The organism is Actinoplanes sp. NPDC048988 (assembly GCF_043197815.1).
Taxonomy (GTDB): Bacteria; Actinomycetota; Actinomycetes; order Mycobacteriales; family Micromonosporaceae; genus Actinoplanes.
Genome location: NZ_JBICTW010000015.1, coordinates 1,359 through 20,887, shown reverse-complemented (window position 1 = coordinate 20,887; position 19,529 = coordinate 1,359). Strand labels below are relative to the sequence as shown.

Genomic DNA, 19,529 nt, shown 5'->3' with positions numbered 1-19,529 from the left:
TCGTGACGCGTGGACGTCAGCCGTTGATCACCTTGAAGCTGGAGAAGCGGTGGTACATGCCGCCACTGTCCAGGTTGGGATACCTTTCTCCCTCGCCGAGGAAGAAGAGCCAGTACTCGGCCGAGCCGCCGCCGGTGTTGCATCCGTCCGGCCCGGCGGCGACCGCCGGGCCGGAGGGATGTCAGACGGCCGGGCGCAGCGTGGCCCAGCCCTCGTCGCGGGCCCGCGCGGCCGCGAGGAGGCCACCCACGGCGGCCGCGTTGGTGATCTCGCCGCGGAAGATCATGGCCACGGCCTCGTCGAGGTCGACCCGGGTGATCTCCAGGTCGGCCTCCTCGTCCGTACGGGAATACCGCTTGTCGTCCGGAACCTCGCTGAGATCGCGCGCCAGGAAGATGCGGATCGTCTCGTCGCTGAAACCGGGCGAGTTGAACATGTCGATCAGCACGTCCCAGCGGGCGGCGTTGACGTCCGCCTCCTCGGCCAGTTCCCGGGCGGCGGTCGCCGTGAGGTCCTCACCCTCGACGTCGCGCAGGCCGGCCGGCAGCTCCCACAGGCGCTGGCCGACCGCGTGCCGGTACTGCCGGATCAGCACGACCCGCTCGACCTCGTCGAGGGCCACGATCCCGACCGCGCCCTTGTTGCGGACCACGTCCCGCTGGGCCGTGCCGCCACCGGACATGGTGACCTTTTCGCTGAAGACCTCGAAGATCGGGCCTTTGTAGCGGGAGGTGCTCGAGACGGTCTCGTGCACGAAGGCCGTCACGACGCGTCCACCGGGAGCTCGTCGGCCGCGGCGTACTCGATGGCGGCCTTGACCAGTCCGTCGAAGAGCGGGTGAGGGCGGGTCGGGCGGCTCTTGAGCTCCGGGTGGGCCTGGGTCGCCACGAAGTACGGGTGGGTCTCGCGGTCGAGCTCGATGAACTCGACGAGCCGCCCGTCCGGCGAGGTGCCCGAGAAGACCAGACCGGCCGCCGACAGCTTCGCCCGGTAGTCGTTGTTGACCTCGTAGCGGTGGCGGTGGCGCTCGGAGATCTCGGTGGCGCCGTACACGCCGGCCACGACCGAGCCCTCGCGCAGCGTGGCCGGGTACGCGCCCAGGCGCATGGTGCCGCCCAGGTCGCCCTTGCCGGCGACGATGTCCTCCTGGTCGGCCATGGTGGAGATGACCGGGTACGGCGCCTGCTCGTCGAACTCGAGCGAGTTGGCCCCGGTGAGCCCGGCCAGGTGCCGCGCGGCGTCGATGGTCATGCACTGCAGGCCGAGGCAGAGGCCGAGGATCGGGATCTGGTTCTCCCGGGCGTACCGCGAAGTGTTGACCTTGCCCTCGATGCCGCGGACGCCGAAGCCGCCGGGGATCACGATGCCGTCGACGCCCTTGAGGGCGGCCGCCGCGCCGGCCGTGGTCTCGCAGTCGTCGCTGGGCACCCAGCGCAGCTGGACCTTGACGTTGTTGCCGAAGCCGGCGGCGCGGATGGCCTCACTGACCGAGAGGTACGCGTCGGGCAGGTCGACGTACTTGCCGACGAGCGCGATGGTGATCGTGCGCTTGGGGTGGTGCACCCGCTCGAGCAGGTCGTGCCACGTCGACCAGTTCACGTCGCGGAAGGACAGACCCAGGCGGCGTACGACGTACGCGTCGAGGCCCTCCTCGTGCAGCACCTTGGGGATGTCGTAGATGCTCGGCGCGTCCGGGCAGGCGATGACGGCCTCACGGTCGACGTCGCAGTAGAGCGCCAGCTTGTGCTTGAGCTTCTCGGGGATCTCCCGGTCGCTGCGGCAGATCAGCGCGTCCGGCTGGATACCGATGTTGCGCAGCGCGGCCACCGAGTGCTGGGTCGGCTTGGTCTTCAGCTCGCCCGACGGCGCCAGGTACGGCACCAGCGAGACGTGCAGGTAGAAGACGTGGTCGCGGCCGACCTCGTGGCGCACCTGGCGGATCGCCTCGAGGAACGGCAGTGACTCCATGTCGCCGACCGTGCCGCCGACCTCGGTGATGACGACGTCGGGCTTGCGGCCCGTCTCGTCCTCGTCGGCCATCGCGAAGATCCGCGACTTGATCTCGTTGGTGATGTGCGGGATCACCTGGACGGTGTCGCCGAGGTATTCACCGCGGCGCTCGCGGGCGATGACCGCCGAGTAGACCTGACCGGTCGTGACGTTCGCCTTGCCGGACAGCGACCGGTCGAGGAACCGCTCGTAGTGGCCGACGTCCAGGTCGGTCTCGGCCCCGTCCTCGGTCACGAAGACCTCGCCGTGCTGGAACGGGTTCATCGTTCCAGGGTCGACGTTGAGGTAGGGGTCGAGCTTCTGCATGACGACCCGCAGTCCGCGCGCGGTCAGAAGGTTGCCGAGGCTGGAGGCGGTGAGGCCCTTGCCCAGCGAGGAGGCGACGCCCCCGGTGACGAAGATGTGCCGCGTGTCGCGCACTGTTGAGGCCAAGGCCTTGCTCCCGTGGTCGTCTGTTGTACCGACGTGCAGACCGGGGTGCTAAAAGCGGCCCCATCCACGGGAGTCCACCGTAACACCTGAGAACGACGACGTACGTTCGGGCTGCTCGTGACGCGTGTCAACCTGACAGAGCGCGATCATCGCGCAACAGCGGGCCGCCGGGCCCGTCGGTCTCCCCCTCCGGCCGTGTACGGTCCGCCGCGTGCAGCAACACGCGCAGTACGGTAAGCACCACCGTGGGCACGACAGCGGCCGCCGCCGCCCCCGCCACGGTGAGGGCCGAGCCGCTGAGCACACCCGCGGCCAATGTCGCCACTGTCACTCCGGCCCCGGCCGCGCGCAGCGCCGGGTGGAGCCCGAAGACCCGGTTGAGCCCACCCCACGGCGAGAACTGGCAGAAGGCCAGCATCAGCACCCCGGCCACGGCCAGGATCGTCAACGGGCTGTTCAGCAGGATCTGGCCGTTGGCGGCGGCGGCCCGCTGCATGGCCGGCCCGCCGGTGCCGTTGGCCAGTTCGGAGAGCAGCCGCCCCAGACTGCCCTGGTCGGCCGCCGGCCGGTGCACGTCGACCAGGGCGAAACAGATGGTGACGGCGGCGCCGGCCACCCCGGCCCACGCGAAGCGGGAAACCGTCAGCCAGCCCCCGGTGCTGATCGCCGCGGCCACGCACACCCCGGCGGTCACCGCCACCGCCCCGACCGGGTCGGCGCCCAGGTAGGGGCTGCCGACCATGACCACCCCGATGCCGCCCAGCAGCACCACCACGACGGGCCGCCACGGCTTGCTGAGCCACTGCCCGAGGCAGCCCGCGGCCACCAGCAGCCCGGCCACGAAGACGCCGAGACCGACCACGCCGACCCCCGCGTACCGCCCACCCTGCGTCGCCGAATAGCCGGCGACACCGTTGAGCTGGAGCCGCGCGCCGGTGAGCAGATCGAGCCCGACCACCACGGCCCCGACGGCGGCCGTCGCACCCAGTGGCCACAGCGTCCGGTTGTACCGCGGGGAGGCCCTGAGCACGGCGGTGCCGATGAGGATGAAGACGCCGGTCACGATGCCGAAGACCCACGCCGGGTGCGAGTTGCGCCACCACGGCGTCGCGTCGGCCAGCAGCGCGGCCGGAATGGCCAGCGCGGCCGCGATCAGCACCAGCTCGGCCACCGCGACCAGCCGCTTCGGCGGCAGAGCCGGCCCGCGCGGCCCGGCGTGCCGCCGGGCCCGGACCAGAATCGGCACCATGAGCAGGAAGAGCAGCACCTGAAGCCCGGCCAGCACGGTGAAGAAGATGCCGGCCACGGCGTTCTGCGCCTTGGCCCGAAGGTCGGCGTTGTGCGCCCCGAGCATCGCGTCGGTGATATCAGCCGGCCGGCCCTCGACCACGGTTGCGGTCCGCCCGGCGAACAGCTTCTCCGGCGCCGGCCGCCCCAGCGCGGACAGGATCGTCGGCGCCAGGTCGATCAGCTGAAGGTAGCCGTCCCGGCCGGTACCGGCCGAGGTGAGCCACCCGCCGTTCCACCCCTCGCCCTCGGCGATCGCCACATGCAACCGGTTCGACCGCTCGGTGTCGGAGACGCCGGCGACAAGAAGAAGTGACCGCTCGGGCCGGGCCGCGACAACCCGGGACAGCAACGCGTCGGCGGCCTTCACCTGAGCCTGCCGGGCGGCCCCGGAACCACTGACGGTTCCCAGGTCGACGAAGGAGAGCACACAGTCCGACAACAACTTCGTGGGATCCGCGGGCAGCTCGGGCTGATATTTGTCGACGCGCCCGAACGGCCGGGCGGCCGCGATCGCCGCCCCCGGCCCGACCGCGACGGTGCAGCGCACCGACTCGGCGAGGGCACCGGGCGTAGCGCCGTACGGCAGCCGGTCCTGGTTGTTCTGCACCACGGTCCGCTGATCGGTGACGTTGGCCCCGATGCCGTCGGGCTGGGTCAGCGCGGGCGCGGCGGGCTCACACCGGCTGCTGCCGGCGCGCCGCGGCCAGGCCGCGTAGTTGCCGGCGCCGAGGGTGAGCCACCCGTCGGACGGGCAGGTCACTTTCATGGCGGAGCGCACCGACAGCCACCCGACGGAACCCCGGGTGGCTTCCTCCCAGAGCGCGGGCGTGCGCTGCGGATCGAGATCGTCCCACCGCAGCCCGGCCGCCCCCGCCACGATCACGTAGTCGGCACTGCCGGGCGTAGCGGTCGTCGAGGGCCGGATAGCCAGCCCGACGAGACTGGCCGCGGCGATGAGAACCACGAGCAGATAAGGAACCCAGCCGCGCCGAGGCGACCCCGAAGCCGGCGCGACACGGCGCAGCCGGTCAAGAAACGCCGGCCGCCACAACGCCATCGAGCCCGGCACCCCCCGCCGTGTCACTCGCGGGCCGTCACTTCGGCGTAGGCGGAAAGGACGTCGGCCACGGTGTCGCTCTCGGCCGGCCACGTGGCGGCCCGGCGCGGGCCGCGCGCGGCGTAGTCGGCGCGTTTCTCGGGGTCGGCCAGCATGTCGCGGACGGCGGTGTCGAGTGCGTCGACGTCGCCCGGCGGGATGAGGACCGCCGCGTCGCCGACCAGGCCGGGCAGGCCGCCGACGGCGGTGGTGATCAGGGGTACGCCGGCCTCGAGGGCTTCCTGCGCGAACAGCTGCCGGGCCTCCCAGTCGCTGGTGACCACGGCCAGGTCGGCGCCGAGCAGCAGGTCGGGCACGTCGGAGCGGCGGCCGAGCAGGTGGAACGGGGCGTGCCGCTGGGAGGCGAGCTGGGCCAGCGACATGTAGCTGGGGCCGGAACCGGCGACTACGACCACCGGGGCCGGGTCGAGGCTCTTCCACCGGGCGGACGCCTCGACGAGCAGGTCGTAGCGTTTCTGCGGGTGGAGCCGGCCGACCGAGACGATCAGTGGGGTTTCGGGGCGCAGCCGGAACTCGGCCCGCACCGCGGCCCGGGTGCGGCGCGGCGGCGTGAGCGTGGGCGCGGCGACGGCGCCGAGGCGCGCGTTGCGGGCGCCGAGCTGGGTGGCCCGCTCGACCAGGTCCTCGGAGGCGCCCAGGGTCAGCGTGGCGCTGCGGGCGACGACCCGCTCGACCAGGGCGGCGGCCTGACCGCGCAGGCCTGTGCGGACCATGACGGAGTTGTGCAGCGTGACGACGAGAGGCTTTCCGGTACGCGCGACGGCGGCCACGAAAGCAGCGCGCAACCCGTGCGCGTGCACGACGTCGATCGGCCGGCTGCTGAGCACCCCGCGCAGCTTGCGCACGGTGCCGGCGTCCTGCGCGCCCGGGTTGGCCGGAATCTCCACCGGCACGAACGTCGCCCCGGCGGCGGCGAAGCCGAACAGCTCGTCGGTAGCGGCCGGCCCGCACACCATCACCTCGCACCCGGCGGCGATCAGCCCCCGGGCCAGCGACCCGACGTGCTGCCCGACGCCGCCGGTGCTCGACGCGAGCACCAGTGCCACCGATCCGCGCCACCCCACGGCCCGCTCCTCCCTCACCTCAACCACGACCCATCACCCGGCAGCCGCACGAGCTGCCGCAACCGCGACCCTCACCCCGGCCGTCCCGCCCTACCCGAGCGGCGCCGCGTCGGCCTTTGCCTTCTTAGACAACCCGGCCGTCTCCGCCGTTGCACCGGGCCGCCTCATTTCCGGCGGCGGCGCAGGCGGCGGGTGAGCGGGGCCGCCAGGGACGCCAAGTCGTGCCGGGCCGCCGGGTAGGCGACCGCGAGGAAGACCCCGAGCACGACGAGCCCACCCAGCATGCCTTGGACGACGCTGCCGGCGACGGTCGGGGTCGTGCCGAAAAGGTGTCCGATACCGACCACCACGCCCCACCCGGCGAGGGCCGCCACTGTCCCGGCGCCGACCGCTGCCGCCGCCGCTCGTGGCAAGCCTGTCAATGCTTCCGGGCCGGCGTGACGGCGTACGGCCGCAATCAGGAGAAGCCCGATCACCGTCATGCCCGCCGCGTTCGCCAGGCCCAGGCCCAGCACCTGCCGGGAATCGTCGAGGCCGGTCAGCGCCAGCGCGCTGACCGCCGCGATCAGCCATCCGGCGGCCGTCGACCAGGCGGCCGCCACCGTCGCCCCGCGCGCGTAGAGCGCCCGCGACAGCAGGGCGAAGAGCGCGTACCCCAGCAGCCCCGGCGCGAATCCGACAATTCCGGAAGAAGCGGGCGCCGCCCCGGTCAGGTAGGCGATCGGGCCGGCCAGGGCGATCAACGCCGCCGCGCCCAGCCCGGCCAGCAGCGTCACCGACCGGGCCGCGCCGGACAGGGAATGCCGGTAGGTATCCTCGTCCCCGGCCGAGGCGGCCGCGGCCAGCGACGGATAGACGGCGGTGGCCACCGGCACCGCCAGCACAGCCCACGGCAGCAGGAAGACCGTCTGCGCCGCGTTGTAGAGCGTCAGTCCCCCACCGGCCGCGAGCGCGATCACCACGACCGTCATGACCTGCTGCGAGCCGACGGTGACCGCCCCGGCCCAGCCCAGCCGGACGGCCTGGCGGCCCTCGGCGCCGGGGAACCGCAGCGTGGGCCGCAGCCGCAGGCGCAGCTTGCGCAGCGGGACGAGCAGGCAGAAGGCGAGCACGACCACACCGGCCGTGGTGCCGACGGACAGAATCAGCTCGCCGGCGCGGGTCAGGCCCGCGAAGTCGGAGCGGGCGCCGTCGACCAGCGCGTACGTCAGGTAGGCGCCCATCACCGTCACGCTGGACAGCAGCGGCGCGATCGCCGGCCAGGCGAACCGGTGGTGGGCCTGGAGGACGCCGGTGAGCACGATGCCGATGCCGTACAGCGGAAGCTGGGGGGCGAAGACCCGCAGCATGCTCGCCGCGGTCTCCTGATGCTCGGGCGGGACGTTCGGGAAGAGCGCGGCGATCGGGCCGGCCAGCAGGGCGACCAGCGCCGCCAGCGGCACCAGCAGCACGAGGACCCAGCTGAGCAGGGCCGAGGCGACCGCGCCGACGCGCTTGCGGTCGCCGGTCGCGACGTGCCCGGCCAGCAGCGGGACGACCAGGCTGGCCAGCGCGCCGCCGGCGACCAGCTCGAAGACGATGTTCGGGATGGTGTTGGCGGCGTTGTAGATGTCACCCAGCCGGCCGTGGCCGACCGTGTGCAGGAAGACGAAGGTGCGGCCGAAACCGGCGATCCGCGCCACCACCGTAAGGATGGTGATGAGCGCCGCAGCCCCGGCGATCTTCGCCGCAGCCGGCGCGGTTCTCACGCTGACCCTCTTTTGGCGTGCTCTCCTGGCCCTGCACCCACGTCGCCCGCTCCGGTGCGCTCGATCACGCCGACGGCGGGCGGCGGCCCAGCTCGTCGAGGTAGCGCAGCCACGGGGTGTCCTGGATGACCTGGGTGAAGCTGACCTTCTCGCTGGCCGCGGTCAGCGACGCCAGCGCGGCCAGCGCGGCCGTGCGCCCGGCCGGGCCGGTGCGGGCGATCAGCGCCACGCCGAGCAGCGCGCCCAGGGCGTTCGCCCCGGAGTCGCCCAGCATGATCTCCTCGGCCAGGTCGTCGGCGACCAGGCCGGAGGCCGCGCCCAGCGTGCCCGCCGCGACGCCGCCGCCCCGGCCGAGCGCCAGCGGCGCCCCGATCACGGCCGACGCCTTGATCGCCCGGCCCGGGCGCAGGTCGAGCAGGTTGATCAGGTTGGCCGTGCCGGCGATGACCCCGGCCCCGAGCAGCACGTCGGTCGCGCGCCCCATCCGGGTGCGGCGGTTGCTGCCGATCAGCGCGCTGGCCACGAACGCGCCCGCGCCGACCCCGGCGATCTTCACCAGCCCGCTGGTGACCTGGCCCTCGCGCAGCGCGCCGAGGTGACCGGCGAAGCCCTTGAACACCTTTTGCTCGGGGCGGTTGCCGACCACGTCGTCGTAGAGGCCGACCGCGCCCGACACCGCGCCGGCCGCCACCACCGCCGCGGCCGTGCGGCCGTCGCGGGCGCCCAGCGCCGCGGCCGTGGTCGCGCCGAGGGCGAGCGCCGGGCCGCCGGCCAGGGTGACCGTGCGCCCGTGGAAGTTGGTGCGTTCCAGGGCGGAGGCGTTCGGGTCGCGGCGGATCCAGGCGAGGGCGGCGCGGGCGACGGACGCGCCGACGCCGAACGACCGGAGAACTCCAGAGGCCATGGGTGAGAAGTCTAGGGGCCGGGCGCTAGGACGCGGCCTTCGGCACCAGCGACGAGGCGCCGGCGGCCAGCCCGTACTGGCCGACCTTGCCCTGGACCAGGCGTTCGGTGGTGGCCATGCCGGTGGCGACCTGGCCGTCGGTGGTGCTCGCGTTGTCCACCGTGGAGATCTTCTGGACCAGGGTCGGGTCGCCGCGGACCTCGGAGACCAGGTTGCCGTCGCCGACGCCGCCACCGGCCACGACCAGCGGGCGGCGCGCCTGGAACTGGTCGGCCATGGTCAGCGCCGACTTGTTCCGCTTGGCCGCGTCCTTGTCGGCCGGCGGCTCGCCCGAGACCATCACGACGCCCTCGGCCCCGCCGGCCGCCTTGTCCTCGACCTTGATGTAGCCCTGCTCGGAGTACGCGGTCAGCACGGCCGTCACGTCGCCGGGGGCGGCCTGGGTGACGCCGGTGTGCTGCTGCAGCGCGAGCGCGAGTTGCGCGCTGGCCGTCTCGACGCCGTCGCTGTTCTGCGGCAGGTCCTCGGTCTGGATGGTCGGCTGCGACGACTGGCTGGCCAGGTCGAGCAGTTCCACCTCGATCGCGGGGTCGAAGAACTTGTCCTGCACGGTGACCGTCGCGGTGATCGTGGCGCCGGCGACCTTCAGCATCGCGGCCACGTCGTCGGCGTAGTCGGCCGTGCCGGGCAGCGCCACCACGGCCAGCTTGCGCCCGGTGAGCTTGCCGTTGAGCAGGGTCGGCGCGATCTCGGTGGCGAACTCCTGGCTGCGGTTGAGCTCGTCGCGGTACTGGTTGATCTGGTCGCGCTTGTTGCTGTTGTCCTTGTTCAGCGCGGTGATCTGGCTCTTCAGGTTCTCGGCGACCGGCCCGTTGAGCGCGGCGGTGCCCACGACCAGGCCGATGGCCAGCGCCAGGAAGACCGCGGTGAGCGACACCACGTGGTACCGGAAGTTGATCACTGAAAGTCCCTAGAAGAGGTGACCGAGCTGGAAGACCAGATTGTCCCACCACTCGGAAACCACGGTGAGGTACGCCTTGCCGACCGTCGACACGGCGACGGCGGACGCCATCGCCGCCAGCGCCGACAGCACGAGAAGCAGCAGCGCCGAGCCGGAGATGCCCTGCCGGTAGAGCCGGCTCACACCCTTGGCGTCGACCAGCTTGCCGCCGACCTTGAGCCGGGTGAGGAACGTCGAGGCCATGCCGCCGCGGCCCTTGTCGAGGAACTCGACCAGGTTGGCGTGGGTGCCGACGGCGACGATCAGGGTGGCGCCCTTGTCGTCGGCGAGCAGCATCGCCAGGTCTTCACTGGTGGCCGCGGCCGGGAAGGTCAGCGCGGGCACGTCGAGCTTGTGCACCCGCTCCAGGCCCGGGGCACGCCCGTCCGGGTACGCGTGCACGACCACCTCGGCGCCGCAGCGCAGCACGTCGTCGGTGACCGAGTCCATGTCGCCGATGATCATGTCGGGGGTGTATCCCGACTCGACCAGCGCGTCCGCGCCGCCGTCCACCCCGATGAGCACCGGCTTGTACTCGTGGATGTACGGGCGCAGGACGTCCAGGTCGTCCTTGTAGTCGTAGCCGCGCACGACGATCAGCACGTGCCGCCCGGCGATGCGGGTCTGCACGTCCGGCACGCCGACGCCGTCGAGCAGCAGGTCGCGCTCCTGCTTGAGGTAGTCCATGGTGTTCGCGGCGAATGCCTCGAGCTGCACGGACAATCCCTCGCGGGCGTCGGCCATCGAGCGGGCCACGGTCTCGGCGTCCTGCCGGACGCCGGTGGCCACGGCCTCGCCGTCGAGCAGCACGGTGTCGCCGTCGATGACGATCTGGTCGCCCTCGTGCAGCCGCTCGAAGACGTCCTCACCGAGGTCGTCGACGAGCAGCACGCCATTCTTGATCAGGACCTCGGGGCCCAGGTTCGGGTAGCGGCCGGAGATCGACGGCTTCGCGTTGAGCACCACTCTGACGCCGACGGCGACGAGCGCGTCGGCGGCCACCCGGTCGATGTCGACGTGGTCGATCACGGCGATCTCGCCCGGGCGGAGCCGGCCGGTCAGGCGCTTGGTCCGCCGGTCGAGCCGGGCGGTGCCGGTGATCGCCTCGGGATCGGTGCTCCGGGTGCGGCGCAGGGTGGGAAGTCGCATCACGGCCATCCTGACACGCCGGATCACGCGCCTCGCACGCGACATGCGCGATCTCACCCACAAAAGGGGCATAACGCCCCGCTCGTCGTCACCTTCCCGACTTCTCGCGACCGGCCACCGACAGCAGCTCTTCCGCATGCGCGATGCCCAGGTCGGAGTCAGGCAGGCCGGCCAGCATGCGGGCCAGCTCACGGGCCCGCTCGGTCTCCTCGACGACCCGCACGCCGCTGGTCGTGATCGCCCCGCCGGTGTCCTTGGCGACCACCAGATGGCGGTCGGCGAACGCCGCCACCTGCGGCAGGTGGGTCACCACCAGCACCTGATGGGTACGGGCGAGCCGCGCCAGCCGCCGGCCGATCTCGACCGCCGCCGTGCCGCCGACGCCGGAGTCGACCTCGTCGAAGACCAGCGTCTCGGGACCGCCGGCACCGGCGAAGACGACCTCTATCGCCAGCATCACCCGGGACAGCTCACCACCGGAGGCGCCCTTCTGCAGCGGCAGTGACGGGGCGCCCGGATGGGCCAGCAGCCGCAGCTCGATCTCGTCGGCCCCGTCCGGGCCGACCGCGAGGTCGCCGACGCTCGGCTCGTCCTTGCCGGCGCTGCGCGGCAGCACGGCCACCTCGACCCGGGCGTGCGGCATGGCCAGGCCGGCCAGCTCGACGCTGACCGCCTCGGAGAACCGGCCGGAGGCCTCGAGCCGGGCCGCGGTGAGCCGCTCGGCCAGCTCGCCGACCTGGGTCGCGAGCCGCTGGCGCTCCTTGTCGAGCTCCTCCAGCAACTCGTCGGAGTTGTCGAGCTGCGCCAGGCGGGTACGGGCGTTGTCGGCCCACGCGATGACACCCTCGACGTCGTCCGCGTACTTGCGGGTCAGGCTGCGCAGCGCGGCCCGCCGCTCGTAGATCTGCTCCAGGCGGGCGGGGTCGGCGTCGAGCGTGCCCAGATAGGTCGACAGCTCGGAGGCGACGTCGCCGACCAGGGTGGCGGCCTCCTCGATGCGGCCGGCCAGCTCACCCAGCGAGGCGTCGAGCTCGGTCTGCGCCTCGAGGGTGCGCCGCGCCGTACCCAGAAGCTGAGTGGCGTCCGGGGTCTCGTCGCTCACCTCGACGCCACCGGCCAGCGCCTGGGCCGCGATGGTGGCCGCCACCCGCAGACCCTCGGCGTGCTCGAGGCGCTGGACCTCGGCCCGCAGCTCCTCGTCCTCACCCGGCTGCGGGTCGACCCGGCTGATCTCGTCGAGGCCGAGCTTGAGCAGATCGGCCTCCTGGGCCCGGTCACGCGCGTTGCGCCGCCGGTCGGCCAGGTCGTCGACGACGGCGCGCCACCGGCCGTACGCCTCGCGGTAGGTCTCCAGAAGTTTCTCGTGCTCCGGGCCGGCGAACCGGTCGAGCGCGCCCCGCTGCTCGGCCGGGCGCAGCAGGCGCAGCTGGTCGGACTGGCCGTGCACGGCCAGGACCCGCTCGCCGATGTCGGTCAGCATCGCCACCGGCATGCTGCGGCCGCCGACGTGGGCCCGGGAACGGCCCTCGATGGTCACCGTCCGGCTCAGCAGCACCGAGCCGTCCTCGTCGACCTCGGCCCCGGCGTCGGTGATCCGGGTACGCACCTCGTCGCCGAGCTTGCCGCCCAGCCGCAGCCGGCCCTCGACGACGGCCCGGCCCGGGTCGGACCGCACGCGGCCCGCGTCGGCCCGGCCGCCGAACAGCAGGCCGAGGCCGGTCACCACCATCGTCTTACCGGCACCGGTCTCACCGGTGATGACGTTCATGCCCGCCGTCAGCCGCAGGGTCGTGTCATCGATGACACCGAGCCCGGTGATCCGCAGTTCCTCCAGCACACGGCAGACAGTATCGGTCCCCACCGACAATCGCCCACTGCGGTCACCTTCGATTGCCCCGCCAGCCCTCAACCGGGAGGGCGAACTTGGCGACCAGAGTGTCGGTGAAAGGCCTGGGAGCCAGGCGGACCAGCCGTACGGGCAACTGACCGCGCTCGACGGTGACTTTGGCACCCGGCGGCAGGTCCCACGTGCGGCGCCCGTCGCAGCAGAGCACGGCGAACGACGTGTACGGGTCGACGGTCAGCGCGAACGTCGACGTCGGCGCGGTGACCAGCGGCTTGCTGAACAGGGCGTGCGCGCTGATCGGCACCAGCAGCAGCGCCTCGACCTCGGGCCACACGACCGGTCCGCCGCCGGAGAACGCGTACGCCGTCGAACCGGTCGGCGTGGCGCACACCACACCGTCGCAGCCGTAGCGGGCCAGCGGCCGGCCGTCCACGTCGACCATCAGCTCGAGCATCTGCGCCCGCTGCCCCTTCTCGACGCTCACCTCGTTCAGCGCCCACGACTCGGCGATCAGCCGGCCGTCGTACTCGGCCCGCACCTCGAGGGTCAGCCGCTCGTCCACCTTGTACGAACCGTCGACGACATCCTTGACGGCCTGGTCGATGTGCTCGATCTCGGCCTCGGCCAGGAACCCGACCTTGCCGAGGTTGATGCCGAGCAGCGGCGCCTTGAGCGGGCGGGCCAGCTCGGCCGCGCGCAGGAAGGTGCCGTCGCCGCCGAGCGCCAGCACGATCTCCACACCGTCGGCCGCCTGCGGGCCGCTCACCGCCGTCACCTCGGGCGGCAGATCGAGATCGGCCACCTCCTCGGCGATCACGCGCACCTCGAAACCGGCCGCGAGCAGGTCGCGGGCCACGGACCGGGCGTGCTGCGTGCTCTGCCGCCGGCCGGTGTGGGTGACCAGCAGAGCCGAGCGCGTCATGTGTCCTCCAAAAGGGCGGCCGCCGGCTCAGGCTCCAGCGAGTGCTTCGCCGGGTGCTCCGGGGCGTGCTCCGCCGGGTGCTCCGGCGCGTGCGAAGCTACCCCGATCTTCGGCCCCGCGGCGACCACTCTTTCGATCTCCGCACGATCGGCTTCCGGCGCGTCCCGGCGGAACCACACGAAGAACTCGACGTTCCCGCTCGGGCCCGGCAGCGGGCTCGCGGTCACGCCCCTGGTGCCGAGACCCAGCTCCGCGGCGGCGGCGGCGACATCGAGGACGGCTTCGGCCCGCAGCGGCCATTCCCGTACGACCCCACCGGCGCCCACCCGGTCCTTGCCGACCTCGAACTGCGGTTTGACCATCAGCGCGAGATCGCCGTCGTCCTTCGTGCACGCGGCCAGCGCCGGCAGCACGAGCCGCAGCGAGATGAAGGACAGATCGGCGACGGTGAGATCGACCGGCCCGCCGATGACTTCGGGCGTGAGGGTACGGACGTTGGTGCGCTCGTGGACGTCGACCCGCTCGTCGTTGCGGATCGGCCACGCCAGCTGCCCGTACCCGACGTCGACGGCGACGACCCGGGCGGCGCCCGCCCGCAGCAGCACGTCGGTGAAGCCGCCGGTGGACGCGCCGGCGTCGAGACACCGCCGCCCTTGCACGGTCAGGCCGTCACGGCCGAACGCCTCGAGCGCGCCGGCCAGCTTGTGGCCGCCGCGCGACACGTACTCGGTAGCCGGGTCCTCCCCCGTGACCAGCACGGGATCGGCCGGGTCGACCATGGCGGCCACCTTGCGGGCCACGGTCCCCCGCACCTGGACCCGGCCGGCCTCGACCAGCTGGGCGGCCTGCTCACGGGAGCGGGCCAGCTTGCGGCGCACCAGCTCGGCGTCGAGCCGGGCTCTCTTGGCCATCAGAGCCTCACCGGTCGATGCTCGCCAGCGTCTCCTGGAAGACCTGGTGGGCCGCCTCGTACTCGGCGATCTGCTCGGCCGGCGCGAGCCGGCTCGCGTTCTCCAGCGCCTTCAGCACGGCGTCGACGGCCGGATGCCCGGTCTCCTCCACGATCTGCCCACTGGCCTCGGCGAACGCCTCAGTGTGCTGCGCCGGGGCCGGCGGCGCTGGGGCCGGCCGGAACCCGCCCTGCGGCGGCGGTGGGGTCGGCCGGAACCCGCCCTGCGGCGGCCCCGGCTTGAACGGAAACGTCATCGGCTCATGCCTCCGGGCCGGGCTTGTTCTCCACCGGCGCCGGCGTCTCCGGCGCGCTCAGCGGCGGCAGAATCGTCTCCGCGGCCGCCTCGCGCACCCCCGCCGTGGGCGCCTCGGCGGTTCCCGCCGGAGCCACTGCCTTTTTGGCCGCCTTTTTCACAGGCGCGCTCGGCGCGCTCTTGGCGGCCTTCTTCTCGGCGGCCTTCTTGACGGCCTTGATGGCGTCGCCCGGCGGCGTGGGCTCCCCGATGGCGGCCCTCTTGGCCGGCCCGACCGGAACGGCCCCGCCCGTGGCCGTCTCCGACGCCGGGGTCTTCTTGGCCACCGCCTTCTTGGCGACCTTCTTCGCGGGCGGGATCGGCGCGGCTCCGGCCGTGACCGTGTCCTCGGCCGCAACCTTCTTCGCCACGGCCTTCTTCGCCACAGCCTTTTCCGCCACAGCCTTTTCCGCGACCGCCTTCTTGGCCGGCGCCCCCGCGACCCGCGAGGTGTTCGCGAGCGGCGCGGCCGGCGTCGTACCCGCCGACGGCATCGCGTTCGGCACGGCCGCCTTCTTGGCCGCCTTACGGGGCAGTGGCGCCGGCTCCTCGAGCCGCGTCCCGCCCGTCGCGCCGCCACCGACGCCGCTGTCCTCGGCCTGCCGCAGCTGGTCCTCGAGATCGCGCAACCGCGTCTTGAGCTCGGTGACCTCCTCGGCCGTGGCGAGACCCACCACATTGAGCGCCCGCTCAACCTCGTAGCGCACCAGGTTGGTCAGCGCCTCGCGGTTGGCCACGCCGGCCGACAGCAGATCGTCCACCAGCCCCTGCAGCTGCGCGGCCGTGGCCCCGCCCTTGCTGACCAACTCGCCCGCCACCCTCTGGGCGCGCTTGCGGGGCGCCTCGGTCAAACCGAGGGCAAGGTCCAGATACGCCCGCCATGCGTCCGGCATTTTTCCGCTCCTCTCGCGGCTCGTCGGGTGCAACGCTACCGGGAGGTCGGGGAGACTTCGTGAGGTACGGTCCGGTACCCGGACCTGGTGTCGCGAGAAAGGGTTCCCGATGGCCACCGTGGACGAGTGCCGAGACGCTTTGCACGCCCTGGCGGCGAAGCTCGACCGTAACGCCGAAACCCAGGGCAAGCTCGACTTCGACCGTACGCTGGCCTGCCGCGTCCCCGACCTGGGAACGGCCTTCCACGCGCGCCTCACCGGCGGCCGCCTGGTCGACATCACCGACGGCGACGACCCGAAGGCGAAGATCGCCCTGACCGCCGACAGCGACAACCTGCTGGCCCTGCTGAACGGCCGGCTCGACGTCACCCGCGCGATCGCCTCCCGTCAGATCCAGGTCAAGGCGAACCCGTTCGACCTGTTGAAGCTGCGTAAGCTCCTCTGACCGCCTCCTCCACAGGAGGCATTCCCCAGCCCGCGGCGAGGCGGGACGGGTGCACGTTGACGCCACCACCGAAGAACTCGGTGAACTTCATGATCAGCGGATCCCACCGGAGCGGGTCCACGTACGCCGTACCCTCAATGATCAGATCTTTGTCGACGTGGACCCGCACCACCTCGACCTGATAGGCCGTGGCCCGCAGCCCCGGCTCGGTGAGCGGATGGGTGCCCGTCACCCGGCACTCCAGCTGGATCGGGCACTCCGCCACCCGGGGCGGCGCCACCACCTCGGAGGGCTGCCGGTTCAGCCCACCGAGCGCGAACTTGTCGGCCACGTACCGGTAGCCCTGCGCCCGCTTCCCGCTGGGCACATCGGCCCGCCCGGTCGTCATGGCGATCCGGTCCACCGCCGACACCATCGCCGACGACGGCAGGTTGAGCACACATTCGCGCTCCCGCCACAGATTGGCCGCGGTCTGACTGCGATCCCCCATCCCGAGCACCGCCGTCTGCCCCAGCCACCACGCCGACGACATGGGCGCCAGATTGGCGCTGCCATCCGGATTGACAGTGCTGAGCAACACCACCGGCGTACCGAAATAGAGAACTTTCAGTCCAGGCACGACATGCACAAGAGCCTCCCCCGTCGATCGAGACTCCATGCTCGCCCGCGGCGGCGCCCGAAGCTGGCGGCTTTCAGACTTCGCGCCACCACCCGAAGGCCCACGACCGCGGCGTGGCCCGCACGGATTCCGGGTGGGCTCTACAAAGTCCAGGTCTTGAACAGGTCGCGCGCGGCGTCCGAGGCCGGGCGCAGAGACGCCGTGGGTACGCCGTTCCAGGTCACCGAGCACAGCAGGCGCAGGGCGGCCAGCGGCTCCCCGGAGCCGGCCAGGGTCGCGCTGTCGCCGTCACGGGTCAGCGTCCAGCCGCCGACCTCAGCGGCCCCGATCGGCGGGCCGGGTTCGAACAGGGCGGACAGGTCGGCCCCCACGTACGTGGGACGGCGGTCGGGCGTGGCCGCCAGGAGGTCGGCGGGGGTGCTGACGCCGGTGAGGACCAGCAGGCTGTCCATGCCCGCGGTCACGGCGCCCTGGATGTCGGTGTCGAGGCGGTCGCCCACCGCCAGGGGACGCTTAGCGTGGGAGAGCGAGGCGGCGGTGGTGAACAGGGCCGGCTCGGGCTTGCCCACGACCAGGTCGGGGTCGCGGTCGAGGGCGGTACGCAGGACCGCCACCAGCGAGCCGTTGCCCGGGAGCGGGCCCCGGGGGCTGGGCAGTGTGCGGTCGGTGTTGGTGGCCACCCAGAGGGCTCCGGCCCGTACGGCCAAGGCCGCCTCGGCCAGGATCCGCCAGCCCACCTCGGGCCCGTAGCCCTGGACCACCGCGGCGGGCTTGTCCTCCGCGGTGCCGACCAGGGTGAGGCCGGCGTCGCTGACCTCGGCGCGGAGAGCGTCGGCGCCGACCACGAGGACGGGCGCGCCGGCCGGAAGCTTCTCGGCCAGCAGGGACGCCGCCGCGCCGGCCGAGGTGAGAACCTCGGACGGCTCGGCGGGAACACCCATGCCGCGCAGGGCGGCGGCTACGTCGGGGGCACGGCGAGAGGCGTTGTTGGTCGCGTACGCCACGGCGGTGCCCGACGACCGCAGGCGCCCGATGGCCTCGGGAGCGCCTGCGATCGGCTCGTCGGTCAGGTAGACGACGCCGTCCAGGTCGAAGACGACCAGGTCGTAGCCGGCTACGAGGGACTCGCTCACTCCTGGGGCTTCTTGCCCTCGGTCGTGGGCTCGTCCTCGACAGCCGAGAAGCTCACAGCGGGAACGTCACCGGTCTTGGCGTCGCCCTGCTTCTTCTCGACCGGGTCGGTGTTGACGTCCGTCTCGGCGACAGCAACCGGCTCGTCGTCCTCGTCCTCATCCTCGTCGTCCTCGTCTTCGTCGTCGTCCTCATCGGCGGCGTCGGAGTCGTCGTAGTCATCGGCCTTGGCGTCGAGGTCGTCGCCCTGGTCCTCGTCGTCCTGGTCCTCGTCGTCCTGGTCCTCGTCGTCCTCGTCGAACTCGTCGTCGCCGTCCGAGGAGTCGCGCGCGTCCTCCTCGTCGCGGGCGGTGGCGGAGTCGGCGGGCGCCTCGGCGTCCTCGTCCTCCACGTCGTCGCCCTCGATGGTGACGCCGTCGAGCTCGAGCAGGCGCTCGGCCGCATCGGTGAGCTGGTCCTCGTCGACGGCCGAGGCGCGGGCGAACCACTCGCGAGCCTCGTCGCGCCGGCCGGCGGCCAGCAGGGCGTCGGCGTACGCGTAGCGCAGGCGGGCCGCCCAGTCGGCGTCGTCGTCCGCGGTGAGCTCGCGCACCTGGAGCATCGCGACCGCCGCGTCGTGCTGGCCCAGGTCGCCCCGGGCCCCGGCCGCCACGATCAGCAGCTCGATGGCACCGGACTTGTCCATCTTCTCGACGTCGGCGCCCCGGAACAGGTCGATGGCCCGCTCGGGACGGCCCAGCGCCCGCTCACAGTCGGCCAGCTCGGCCAGGTGCGTCTGACGACCGGTCATTCGGTGGTACGTCCGCAGCTCGGCGATGGCCGTGGTCCAGTCACCAGCGGCGTACGCGGCCAGGCCCACCGCCTCACGCACGACGGCGATCCGCGACGCCAGGCGCCGGGCCGCGATCGCGTGCTGAAGCGCCAGCTCGGAGTCCTCGTCGATGATCTGGCCGGCCGCTACGAGGTGCCGCGAGACCGTGTCGGCCGCTTCCCGGGCCAGCGACACGAGCTCGGCCCGCACCTCCTGGTCGAGGTCACTGGCCTGGATCTCCGCAGGGATCTCGGGCGCCTTGAAGGTCTGCTCGTCGCCGCCCTGCTCGTCACGGGCCGGCCCGCGGTCGTCCCGGTTCTGGAAGCCACCGCGGTCACGGTCGCCACCCCGGAAGCCGCCCCGGTCACCGCGGTCCTGGTACGAGGGCCGGTCGCGGTCGCCCCGGAAGCCGCCGCCCTGCGGACGGTCGCCCCGGTCGCGCTGGGGCCGGTCGCCGTACGGCCGGTCACCCCGGAAGCCACCGTCACGGTTGCCGGGCCGGTCGCCCCGGTCACGGTCGCCGCCACGGAACCCACCACGGTCGTCGCGGTTCTGGTAGCCGCCCCGGTCCTGGTAAGAGGGCCGGTCCCGGTCACCGCCGCGGAACCCGCCACGGTCACCCTGGTAGCCACTGCGCGGTGCACCGCTGTCGCGGTCCCCCCGGAAGCCGCCACCCTGCGGGCGGTCGCCCCCACGGAAGCCACCCCGGTCGCCGCCACCCTGGTAACCACCACGGTCGCCGCCACCCTGGTAGCCGCCACGGTCGCCGCCACCCTGGTAGCCGCCTCGGTCACGGTCGCCGCCACGGAAGCCGCCGCGGTCGCCGCCGCCCTGGTAGCCACCACGGTCACGGTCGCCACCGCGGAAGCCGCCGCGGTCGCCGCCACCCTGGTAACCACCACGG

Annotated in this window: 17 protein-coding genes; 1 reads left to right on the top strand and 16 read right to left on the bottom strand. The window is 72.7% G+C overall.

The genetic code is table 11. The features are described from left to right. Window positions 1-181 precede the first annotated feature (181 nt). From ACGFJ7_RS34730 to ACGFJ7_RS34670, 13 genes are all read right to left on the bottom strand, one after another. The gene (locus ACGFJ7_RS34730) at window positions 182-766 is read right to left on the bottom strand and encodes an NUDIX hydrolase (protein ID WP_360258509.1); all 585 of its coding nucleotides are present in this window, start codon (window positions 764-766) and stop codon (window positions 182-184) included. Further along, on the bottom strand, window positions 763-2,442 hold the full coding sequence (locus ACGFJ7_RS34725) for a CTP synthase (protein WP_360258512.1): 1,680 nt from the start codon (window positions 2,440-2,442) through the stop codon (window positions 763-765). Before ACGFJ7_RS34725 ends, ACGFJ7_RS34730 begins: the two co-directional genes overlap by 4 nt. Before the next feature lie 127 nt (window positions 2,443-2,569). After that, window positions 2,570-4,696 carry a hypothetical protein gene (locus ACGFJ7_RS34720; protein WP_392646040.1) on the bottom strand — a complete coding sequence of 709 codons (2,127 nt, stop codon included), beginning with the start codon at window positions 4,694-4,696 and terminating at the stop codon, window positions 2,570-2,572. A 116-nt stretch (window positions 4,697-4,812) separates the two neighbouring features. After that, window positions 4,813-5,931: a glycosyltransferase family 4 protein gene (locus ACGFJ7_RS34715; protein ID WP_360258558.1), complete on the bottom strand. Its 1,119-nt coding sequence runs from the start codon at window positions 5,929-5,931 to the stop codon at window positions 4,813-4,815. 146 nt (window positions 5,932-6,077) lie between these two features. Continuing rightward, a complete protein-coding gene (gene murJ, locus ACGFJ7_RS34710; RefSeq protein WP_392646038.1) occupies window positions 6,078-7,661 on the bottom strand; it encodes a murein biosynthesis integral membrane protein MurJ in 1,584 nt (527 codons plus the stop codon). Between the two features lie 64 nt (window positions 7,662-7,725). Then, window positions 7,726-8,565 (bottom strand): hypothetical protein, encoded by an 840-nt coding sequence (locus ACGFJ7_RS34705; RefSeq protein WP_392646036.1) that lies wholly within the window; start codon window positions 8,563-8,565, stop codon window positions 7,726-7,728. Between the two features lie 25 nt (window positions 8,566-8,590). After that, the gene (locus ACGFJ7_RS34700) at window positions 8,591-9,526 is read right to left on the bottom strand and encodes a copper transporter (protein WP_360258522.1); all 936 of its coding nucleotides are present in this window, start codon (window positions 9,524-9,526) and stop codon (window positions 8,591-8,593) included. A 9-nt stretch (window positions 9,527-9,535) separates the two neighbouring features. Continuing rightward, window positions 9,536-10,714 (bottom strand): putative cytokinetic ring protein SteA, encoded by a 1,179-nt coding sequence (gene steA, locus ACGFJ7_RS34695; RefSeq protein ID WP_392646034.1) that lies wholly within the window; start codon window positions 10,712-10,714, stop codon window positions 9,536-9,538. Between the two features lie 88 nt (window positions 10,715-10,802). Further along, window positions 10,803-12,551 carry a DNA repair protein RecN gene (gene recN, locus ACGFJ7_RS34690; protein WP_392646032.1) on the bottom strand — a complete coding sequence of 583 codons (1,749 nt, stop codon included), beginning with the start codon at window positions 12,549-12,551 and terminating at the stop codon, window positions 10,803-10,805. Between the two features lie 43 nt (window positions 12,552-12,594). Continuing rightward, window positions 12,595-13,482 carry an NAD kinase gene (locus ACGFJ7_RS34685; RefSeq protein WP_360258530.1) on the bottom strand — a complete coding sequence of 296 codons (888 nt, stop codon included), beginning with the start codon at window positions 13,480-13,482 and terminating at the stop codon, window positions 12,595-12,597. Further along, complete coding sequence (locus ACGFJ7_RS34680; RefSeq protein WP_360258532.1) at window positions 13,479-14,393, bottom strand: TlyA family RNA methyltransferase; 915 nt, start codon at window positions 14,391-14,393, stop codon at window positions 13,479-13,481. Before ACGFJ7_RS34680 ends, ACGFJ7_RS34685 begins: the two co-directional genes overlap by 4 nt. Before the next feature lie 7 nt (window positions 14,394-14,400). After that, window positions 14,401-14,688 (bottom strand): hypothetical protein, encoded by a 288-nt coding sequence (locus ACGFJ7_RS34675; protein WP_360258534.1) that lies wholly within the window; start codon window positions 14,686-14,688, stop codon window positions 14,401-14,403. Window positions 14,689-14,692: 4 nt separating this feature from the next. Continuing rightward, window positions 14,693-15,619 (bottom strand): phasin family protein, encoded by a 927-nt coding sequence (locus ACGFJ7_RS34670; RefSeq protein WP_392646029.1) that lies wholly within the window; start codon window positions 15,617-15,619, stop codon window positions 14,693-14,695. A gap of 109 nt (window positions 15,620-15,728) precedes the next feature. Between ACGFJ7_RS34670 and ACGFJ7_RS34665 the strand changes: the two genes are divergently transcribed. Then, complete coding sequence (locus ACGFJ7_RS34665; RefSeq protein ID WP_392646027.1) at window positions 15,729-16,064, top strand: alkyl sulfatase C-terminal domain-containing protein; 336 nt, start codon at window positions 15,729-15,731, stop codon at window positions 16,062-16,064. On the opposite strand, the gene ACGFJ7_RS34660 is transcribed toward ACGFJ7_RS34665, so the two are convergent. The 3 genes from ACGFJ7_RS34660 to ACGFJ7_RS34650 all read right to left on the bottom strand — a co-directional run. Next, window positions 16,018-16,692 carry a flavin reductase family protein gene (locus ACGFJ7_RS34660; protein ID WP_392646025.1) on the bottom strand — a complete coding sequence of 225 codons (675 nt, stop codon included), beginning with the start codon at window positions 16,690-16,692 and terminating at the stop codon, window positions 16,018-16,020. The genes ACGFJ7_RS34665 and ACGFJ7_RS34660 overlap by 47 nt on opposite strands. A gap of 131 nt (window positions 16,693-16,823) precedes the next feature. Further along, entirely contained in the window at window positions 16,824-17,816 is a 993-nt protein-coding gene (locus tag ACGFJ7_RS34655; RefSeq protein WP_392646023.1) for an HAD-IIA family hydrolase, read from the bottom strand. Then, window positions 17,813-19,529 (bottom strand): hypothetical protein (locus tag ACGFJ7_RS34650; protein ID WP_392646021.1); only part of this gene is annotated, 1,717 nt, incomplete at its 5' end. The genes ACGFJ7_RS34650 and ACGFJ7_RS34655, both read right to left, overlap by 4 nt.